The 8,084-nt window shown below is 42.3% G+C and carries 10 protein-coding genes; 2 read left to right on the top strand and 8 right to left on the bottom strand.

All coding sequences use genetic code 11. From position 1 onward, the window contains the following. The 3 genes from V7K56_RS09225 to V7K56_RS09215 all read right to left on the bottom strand — a co-directional run. Positions 1-2,221, bottom strand: a 2,221-nt coding sequence (locus V7K56_RS09225) for a hypothetical protein (protein ID WP_334909713.1), incomplete at its 3' end; no start/stop codon positions are given. 23 nt (positions 2,222-2,244) lie between these two features. Then, positions 2,245-2,769 carry a phage tail protein gene (locus V7K56_RS09220; protein ID WP_334909711.1) on the bottom strand — a complete coding sequence of 175 codons (525 nt, stop codon included), beginning with the start codon at positions 2,767-2,769 and terminating at the stop codon, positions 2,245-2,247. Then, complete coding sequence (locus V7K56_RS09215; RefSeq protein ID WP_334909709.1) at positions 2,769-3,008, bottom strand: hypothetical protein; 240 nt, start codon at positions 3,006-3,008, stop codon at positions 2,769-2,771. The genes V7K56_RS09220 and V7K56_RS09215 overlap by 1 nt, the downstream gene beginning before the upstream one ends. Positions 3,009-3,198: 190 nt before the next feature. On the opposite strand from V7K56_RS09215, the gene V7K56_RS09210 reads away from it, so the two are divergent. Then, the gene (locus V7K56_RS09210; protein WP_334909707.1) at positions 3,199-4,551 is read left to right on the top strand and encodes an eCIS core domain-containing protein; all 1,353 of its coding nucleotides are present in this window, start codon (positions 3,199-3,201) and stop codon (positions 4,549-4,551) included. A gap of 264 nt (positions 4,552-4,815) precedes the next feature. Here V7K56_RS09210 and V7K56_RS09205 read toward each other — a convergent pair whose 3' ends face one another. Further along, entirely contained in the window at positions 4,816-5,013 is a 198-nt protein-coding gene (locus tag V7K56_RS09205; RefSeq protein ID WP_334909705.1) for a hypothetical protein, read from the bottom strand. A 107-nt stretch (positions 5,014-5,120) separates the two neighbouring features. On the opposite strand from V7K56_RS09205, the gene V7K56_RS09200 reads away from it, so the two are divergent. After that, complete coding sequence (locus V7K56_RS09200) at positions 5,121-6,569, top strand: eCIS core domain-containing protein (protein WP_334909703.1); 1,449 nt, start codon at positions 5,121-5,123, stop codon at positions 6,567-6,569. 232 nt (positions 6,570-6,801) lie between these two features. Here the strand turns inward: V7K56_RS09200 and V7K56_RS09195 are convergent, their stop codons facing one another. From V7K56_RS09195 to V7K56_RS09180, 4 genes are read right to left on the bottom strand one after another with little or no spacing between them, the layout of a single operon-like run. Next, complete coding sequence (locus V7K56_RS09195) at positions 6,802-6,969, bottom strand: hypothetical protein (RefSeq protein ID WP_334909701.1); 168 nt, start codon at positions 6,967-6,969, stop codon at positions 6,802-6,804. Between the two features lie 50 nt (positions 6,970-7,019). Beyond that, complete coding sequence (locus tag V7K56_RS09190) at positions 7,020-7,355, bottom strand: XisI protein (RefSeq protein ID WP_334909699.1); 336 nt, start codon at positions 7,353-7,355, stop codon at positions 7,020-7,022. After that, entirely contained in the window at positions 7,343-7,759 is a 417-nt protein-coding gene (locus V7K56_RS09185; RefSeq protein WP_334909698.1) for a XisH family protein, read from the bottom strand. The genes V7K56_RS09190 and V7K56_RS09185 overlap by 13 nt, the downstream gene beginning before the upstream one ends. Continuing rightward, positions 7,749-7,928, bottom strand: coding sequence for a hypothetical protein (locus V7K56_RS09180; RefSeq protein ID WP_334909696.1), 180 nt, complete (start codon positions 7,926-7,928; stop codon positions 7,749-7,751). The genes V7K56_RS09185 and V7K56_RS09180 overlap by 11 nt, the downstream gene beginning before the upstream one ends. Positions 7,929-8,084 lie beyond the last annotated feature (156 nt).

Below are 8,084 nucleotides of genomic sequence, written 5' to 3'. Positions count from 1 at the left end.
CACTAATTTTTGGTGCGATCGCAGTTTCACCAATTTCAGGTGATGTGGCGCTAATTCCTGGTGCTTCAACGATTTCAGGCGATGTGGCGCTAACTGCTGCTGCTTGATCAATCTCAGGCGATGTGGCCTTAACTACTGCTGCTTGATCAATCTCAGGCGATGTGGCACTAATTTTTGGTGCGATCGCAGTTTCACCAATTTCAGGTGATGTGGCGCTAATTCCTGGTGCTTCAACGATTTCAGGCGATGTGGCGCTAACTACTACTGCTTGATCAATCTCAGGCGATGTGGCACTAATTTTTGGTGCGATCGCAGTTTCACCAATTTCAGGTGCTTCAACGATTTCAAGCGATGTGGCGCTAACTACTGCTGCTTGATCAATCTCAGGCGATGTGGCACTAATTTTTGGTGCGATCGCAGTTTCACCAATTTCGGGTGCTTCAACGATTTCAGGCGATGTGGCACTAATTTTTGGTGCGATCGCAGTTTCACCAATTTCACGTGATGTAGCGGTAATTCCTGGTGCTTCACCAATCTCAGGTGATGTGGCGCTAATTTTTGGTGCGATCGCAGTTTCACCAATTTCAGGTGCTTCAACGATTTCAGGCGATGTGGCGCTAACTACTGCTGCTTGATCAATCTCAGGCGATGTGGCGCTAATTTTTGGTGCGATCGCAGTTTCACCAATTTCACGTGATGTAGCGGTAATTCCTGGTGCTTCAACGATTTCAGGTGGTGTAGCGCTAATTTTTGGTGTGATCGCAGTTTCACCAATTTCAGGTGGTGTGGCGGTAATTGCTGATGTTTCAGCGATTTCAGGTGATGTGGCGCTAATTTTTGGTGCTTCACCAATCTCAGGTGATGTGGCGCTAACTACTGGTGCTTCAGAGATTTCAGGCGATGTGGCGCTAATTTTTGGTGTGATCGCAGTTTCACCAATTTCAGATGGTGTAGCGGTAATTTTTGGTGCGATCGCAGTTTCGCCAATCTCAGGTGATGTGGCGCTAACTACTGGTGCTTCAGCAATTCCAGGTGGTGCTAAGATGGGCTGACTTTCTGTAGACTCGCTGGTAGTATTCTCAACATTGCTGTCATGTTGCAGTGAAGTTACATTTCCTGAGACATCTGAGACATTAACCGTTTTTGCTTGGATTAAATTTGCTTGAGAAGCGGTACTTTGATTATCAACTTTAGAAGGAGCTTGATCTGTTTTAATATTCTCTTTTGGCGGCGTTGGGCTGGCTGGAATATCTGAGATATTAAATGATTCTGATGCTGCCGGGATTACTTGTTGTTCATTATTGATAAAGTTACTAGACGGGCTAAATATTTCCTCCACATTATTAGACGAAGGGGATTTGATAGGCGAATCTTCGACTAATTCACTTTTATTATTGTCTAATTCTATCTTTTCTTGCGATGGCAAAGTCCTTTCTGTTAAAGACGACTCTGGACTAGGTAAACTAGATGTTATCTCAGAATTTACTTGCACCTTATCGCTAGCAATCTTTATGAACACAGTCGATTTATCTTCAACAATAGGCGAACTTGATGCTGTTATGCTTGGCGTTATCCTACTAACAGAATCACGATCATTTGTATTATTGTCTAAAGCAATATCTCGTTGAAATGTGGGAGTTCCCCAATTAGCTTCAACAGACAAAGGCTCATCTGATGCTAATAAACTATCTTCATTACCGTTAATAGTAATATTGTTTCCCTCAACAACTTGCTCAACATTCTTTGCTGCTGATGATTTTATAGCCTTTTTAGTTCTAGGTTTTGATTTTTTTTCTGGTGAATTTTGAGATTTTTTTGTTTTTGTTGATTTAGATTTCCTTTGAATATTTAGTTGTGCTGAGGTATTATTACTCGAATTTTTCTCACTCAGAGTTGGCATTGTCTCTGGAATACTGTCTTTGACTGATTCATTAGTATTTTCTGATAGAGTTATTGAATCAGAAGAGTCAAAATTTATATCCTGAGTATCCCAGCTATCCCAACCTATTAATGGTTGAATTGATGGTTCATCCTGACGAGATAATAAAAATTTCGAGGATGTGACTAATGGTGGTTTAGTTTGTATTGTACTGATAAAATTGCTTTGTGAATGCAAAGAATGAGATGCTTTTTTCAATATCATTCTCTGAGGATTCGATAAAGATGATATTACCCCAAGGGGATGAATATTGTTTCCTAGTGGAGATTGAAGGTTTTGCATAGCTATACTTGAAAAGTAGGCAATTAACTAGAAACGAAATATCCTGTTTTTTGATTTCGTTGTACAGAACTACCCCCACCGGTAGCTCTTGCAACCTGTAAACCTTCATAAGCTAAAGTTAATTCTTCAATCCCAACTGCCTTTCCATCTGCTTGGAGTGCAGGTGTTTTCCAGGTTATAGGAATAGCACCGATCAAAGTCCAACTCATCATTGTCTCACCGGCTTGATTGAAAATTAGAATATTGACATTGCGTCGAGATGTTTTCTTTTTTTCATCAAAAACTGCATTTATCCAATTCCAAAAACCTGGATGATCGGTAACTCCACGTTTAAGAGTGATGTCTGCAAATTCTGTATGACCTAAATAAACTCTTTGCTGGTCGTTAACACCACCTTCCTGAAACACATTTTTCTTAATTTGAACGCTTAATCCTGAGCATTCAGCGAAAGACGCAGCAATAGAACTGTCTATCTCAACGTAGAAACGATTAGTAGTAACATAATTTAATTCGTGAGTAATGTTGCCATTATTAGCACCTGTAGCCATCACAACCACCTTTGGGAATTATAATTGCCTAGCCTTTCCCGCTGCGATCGCAGGTCTTCTAGCAAAAGTTTATACACATGCTCTGTGAGTTGGTTCATCAGCAGTGAATCATTGAGGTATTTACTTGCCGTTTTAGCCACCTTGCTGGCATCAGATGTCGCCGAAACCTCAGCGTAGCCAGCAGTACCGCCAACATCTCCATCGAACGTGAAAAAAGTTTTTTGCTGATTTGAGTCCATAAATAAAAAACTCTCCCTAAATCCAGGCTAAAGGTACTGCATCAGAATCAAAAGTAGCCAAAAGTCGAACTTAGTTTTTGCCTGGATTTAGACTTTAGGTCAATTGTGTTACAAATGCGATCGCTGTATTCTAGATGTTAGTAACAGCAAAATATTCACCTAGCTACTGCTTGGGCAACAGGAGGAAAAAATGAGAGAACACATCAGCCGGCAGAAAAAAACTACTACAGGCTTCTCAATCCCATCCCTGAAACACCCGATACGCGGCTTTGGTTTGGAATCGTCGACAATTTCACGCCAAGCGGTTCCTGAAATACAACCAATCCATAAGCCAGTTACTCACGATATCAGTCGCATACCACTGCGTACCCAAGCAAAACTCTCAATTAGCCAGCCTGGAGACATTTACGAACAGGAAGCTGATAGCGTCGCACAGCAGGTAATGCAAACAATGGCGCAACCTGTAAATCGCCAGTCTATCCAACAAGAAGCATTGCCAGAGGAAAAAGAAGAAGAATTGCAAATGAAACCTCTGGACATTAGCACATTGCAACGACAAGAAGCATTGCTAGAGGAAGAAGAAGAAGAAGAAGAATTGCAAATGAAACCTCTGGACAATAGCACACTGCAACGAGAAGAAGTGCCAGAGGATGAAGAAGAATTGCAAATGAAATCTCTGGACAATAGCACACTGCAACGAGAAGAAGTGCCAGAGGATGAAGAAGAATTACAAATGAAGTCGATGGTGCAGCGTCAAGCTCAGACTGGGATGGCTGCTGCGCCAGACCTAGAAACGTCCATTAACCAAGCTAGGGGTGGAGGAGTGGCGATGGCGGACAATATCCGCCAACCGATGGAAGAGGCATTTGGCGCAGATTTCAGTGGGGTAAAGGTTCACACGGATGGTCAATCTGACCAGTTGAATCGGTCAATTCAGGCGCGTGCTTTCACAACGGGGCAGGATGTGTTCTTTCGTTCGGGTGAATATAATCCTGGGAGTCGCGGGGGACAAGAGTTGTTGGCGCATGAGTTGACCCATGTAGTGCAGCAGAGTGGGGGGGCGGCAGGTATGGTCAAGGATCCGAACGTAACTAAGGGATCAAGAGAAACCATGCGGGTGGAACAACCAAACAAAGGTGGCAGGTCTGTGCAAGAGACACAACCGGGCGTGGGTATACAACTTGCGCCTAGTTCTGATCGCATCCAATACGGGGAGTGGTTTTCCGAGAAGTTTTTAAAGGATCATGTGTTCCACGGCGATTATCAAAGTGCTATGAAAGTGGCTAAACGGCGTGCAGGACAGGTGCCAAGGAGTACTCTGATCACACAGAAGGGGGTACAGCAAATCATCTCCGAGATCAAAGCGCAAGTAGCACAGGGGAATCTTGAAGGTATATTCACAACAGAAGCAAACATCACTTATGCTGAGTGTGAATATAACAGCAGAAATGAACCAAAAGATCCGAAAATTAAGTCAGGCAGACTTAATTACGGATTCAGGAATAACAGGGTGCATCATTTGGACGGAATGGAGGTAGATTAGTGCGATCGCCTAATTTTGTAGAGTGCTGAGGTACTCAATGAGGTTGAACAAATATTAGTGCGATCGCTGGATCTTGTAGGGTGTGTTAACGAAGTAGTTGCGGTGTGGTGCGTTACGCTGTCGCTAACGCACCCTACATAGCTTCCAGGAAGGCAGAAGTTGCTAAAGACTGCGCGAAACACCCAAACGTGAAGGCAAAAGTTACTTCCAAGAAGGCAGAAGTTGCTACAGGCTGCGCGAAACACTCAAACGTGAAGGCAGAAGTTACTTCCAAGAAGGCAGTAGTGCGACCGCATCTGTTTTTAGTTGGGTAAATGGACATGAAATTGTCAAATTATCAGAATTTGCCCACGCTACACCTCTAATCGAGAATAAAGCATGAAACAAGACGCTAATATTGTCGGTTGGTTTGGCAATGGCGACCGTAGGCAATCGCTCGATACTATAAAATGAGTTTCTCAAAAATTTAGACTTTCGATAAATTGTGTTATAAGTGCGATCGCTGTATTCTAAATGTTAGTAACAGCAAAATATTTACCTAGCTACTGCTCGGGCAATAAGAGGAAAAAATGAGAGAACACATCAGCCGGCAGAAAAAAACTACTACAGGCTTCTCAATTCCATCCTTGAAACACCCGATACGCGGCTTTGGTTTGGAATCGTCGGTAATTTCACGCCAAGCGGTTCCTGAGGTACAACCAATCAATAAGCCAGTTACTCACGATATCAGTCGCATACCACTGCGTAGTCCCCAAGCAAAACTCTCAATTAGCCAGCCTGGAGACATTTACGAACAGGAAGCTGATAGCGTCGCACAGCAGGTAATGCAAACAATGGCGCAACCTGTAAATCCCCAGTCTATCCAACGAGAAGCATTGCCAGAAGAAGAAGAATTGCAAATGAAACCTCTGGACATTAGCACATTGCAACGAGAAGCATTGCCAGAGGATGAAGAAGAATTGCAGATGAAATCGATGGTGCAGCGTCAGGCTGGAATGGTTGCTGCGCTAGACTTGGAAGCGTCCATTAACCAAGCTAGGGGTGGAGGAGTAGCGATGGCGGACAATATCCGCCAACCGATGGAACAAGCGTTTGGCGCTGATTTCAGTAGGGTGAAGGTTCACACAGATGGTCAATCTGACCAGTTGAATCGGTCAATTGCGGCGCGTGCTTTCACAATGGGACAGGATGTGTTCTTTGGACAGGGGGAATATAATCCTGGGAGTCGGGGCGGACAGGAGTTGTTGGCGCATGAGTTGACCCATGTGGTGCAGCAGAGCAACACGATAGTTCGCAGAAAGCCGTACAAAGCAGAAGACCGTCCCCTTGAGGTGCAAGGAAGCGAGGGTGAGAAAAATGATCATAATGCTCAAAATGGAGTAACAACAACAGGAGTAATAGACAGAAGAAAGGATATCCAAAGAACCACAAGTCTCTATTCAGATATCAGTTCATGTGCACAAGACAACACGGTGCTCATGAGAATGAAGATAGCAACGGGTGAATACTTGGCGAATTTATTAAAAATTCCACAAATGATTGAGACTACCAAATACACAGAGCCTGAACTTCGGGAACTCTACGAACAATTAACGGATGCGACGGAAAAAATACCAACGAGTGTTTTACAGAAACAAGAACAAGAGAAATACCAAAGTGAGATTTTAAAAGTCACAACACTATTAATTGACGCGATCAATGACGATGAGTACGATGTACCAGGAGGACAATTAAACTTCAAAAGAACCATGGCGACCGATAAGTTTGAGACTCACACATCAAGTGATGGTAGATGGCATTTTACATATTTTTATTCCACTCACAACTATCATCTAAAAGGAAACAAAGGAACATATAAAGCATATCAAGAAGGAGACTTCGGAAAAGGCTACGAAGTGCGAACTTCGGTTGGGAACAAGAACGCTAGCTCTGCAGCAATTGAGATAGGACAAGCCGCATATAAACATTGTAAAGAGGTCATCGTCCCAGCTATTAGCCTCAGATTGTCTTATCTATAGAGAAAATCCTTTTGATTCGGTGAAATTGGATAATTTATTTTTTAGAGTTTCTTTACTTGAAGACAGAAGTTACTTCAGGGAAAGCGGAAGTTGCTACAGAGTGTGCAAAACACCGAAACGTGAAGGCAAAAGTTACTTCAAAGAAGGCAGAAGTTGCTATAGACTGCGCCAAACACAAAAACGTAAAGGCAAAAGTTACTTCCGGGAAGGCAGTAGTGCGATTACATCTGTTTTAAGCTGGGTAAATGGACATGAAAGTATCAGAATTTGCCCATCCTACACCTCTTGAAGTGCGATCGCCTAATCGAAAATAAGCCATAAAACAAATGCTAATATTGTCGGTTGGTTTGGCAATGGTAACTGTAGGCGATCGCTCGATACTATAGAGTAAGTTTCTCAAAAATATAGACTTTCATAAATTGTGTTACAAGTGCGATCGCGATGTTGTCGTTAAAAAACTCCATAGCCTGTATATTCCCGCATTTCAGGAGATTGAAATCCTAGAACAATATCATCTTTTGGAACCCCTCGCTCTACAAGTTCTTGAGCCACTCTCATTTCCGTCATATTCTGCTCAATCGAAATTTTTCCCTGTTTAATATCCAAATGTAAAACACAACCATAGACTCGCCGATGACCATCCCATCCCACATTCATAACCATGTAATGGTCTTGTTTTGTATCAAAAACAGTGTAACAATCAATCTGACCATTCGCTATTGGGATAGCAGCATAAGTCGTCAACAACGACTGAATGATATGGCGATTAGACTCTAGGGTATCCATTGTACAATTACCTCTTGAATTGGGTCATAAATAATTTGTTTAATCTGATATCTCTCTACAGATATTTGGGCAAATTCCCGCTTGAAAAAAGCTTCATAAACACCTATAGGCACTGCTAAATAGAGAATGCGATTTGAATCGCTGATTTCTAAGGCAAGCCGATAATTCAAAAACTGTCCTAACGCAGCATGATAATCTGTTAGTGGTGAATCACTCAGGAACGTTTTAATCTCAACTGCAATTTTTTCTTCACCTCGCTCTGCCGCTAACAGTTGCTCTGCACCTAAATCTATTTCAAACTTAGTTCCGCCAACTTCCAGTCGCAGAGGATCATCGGTTATCTTCCACTGCTCCTTTTCTAAAGCAATTCTAACCACAGCATGAAATTTATCTTTAGCTGGCATTGTTAACGTTTTCTGATTTACTTAATATTTTAGGGCGATCGCCTTTATTGTAGCGACTGTCTAAATAGTGTTGCGTAGGCAAAGCCCGTGTAGACATCGCCCATATATGATTGTTGATAAAATGCGAACGCCAATCTTGTAAAATGCAAAAACGTGCGGGCGATCGCATCTCTTTTAAGTTAAGTAAATGGACATGAAATTGTCAAATTATCAAAATTTGTCTAACCTACACCTCTTGAAATGCGATCGCCCGATACTATATATAGGGTTTTTGAAAATTTAGACTTTCGAAAAATTGTGTTGTGAGTGCGATCGCTGTACTCTA

This window comes from Nostoc sp., from assembly GCF_036917535.1.
Lineage (GTDB): Bacteria > Cyanobacteriota > Cyanobacteriia > Cyanobacteriales > Nostocaceae > Nostoc.
Note: the sequence above shows the minus strand (reverse complement) of the source record. Positions and strands in the feature narration are given on the sequence as shown.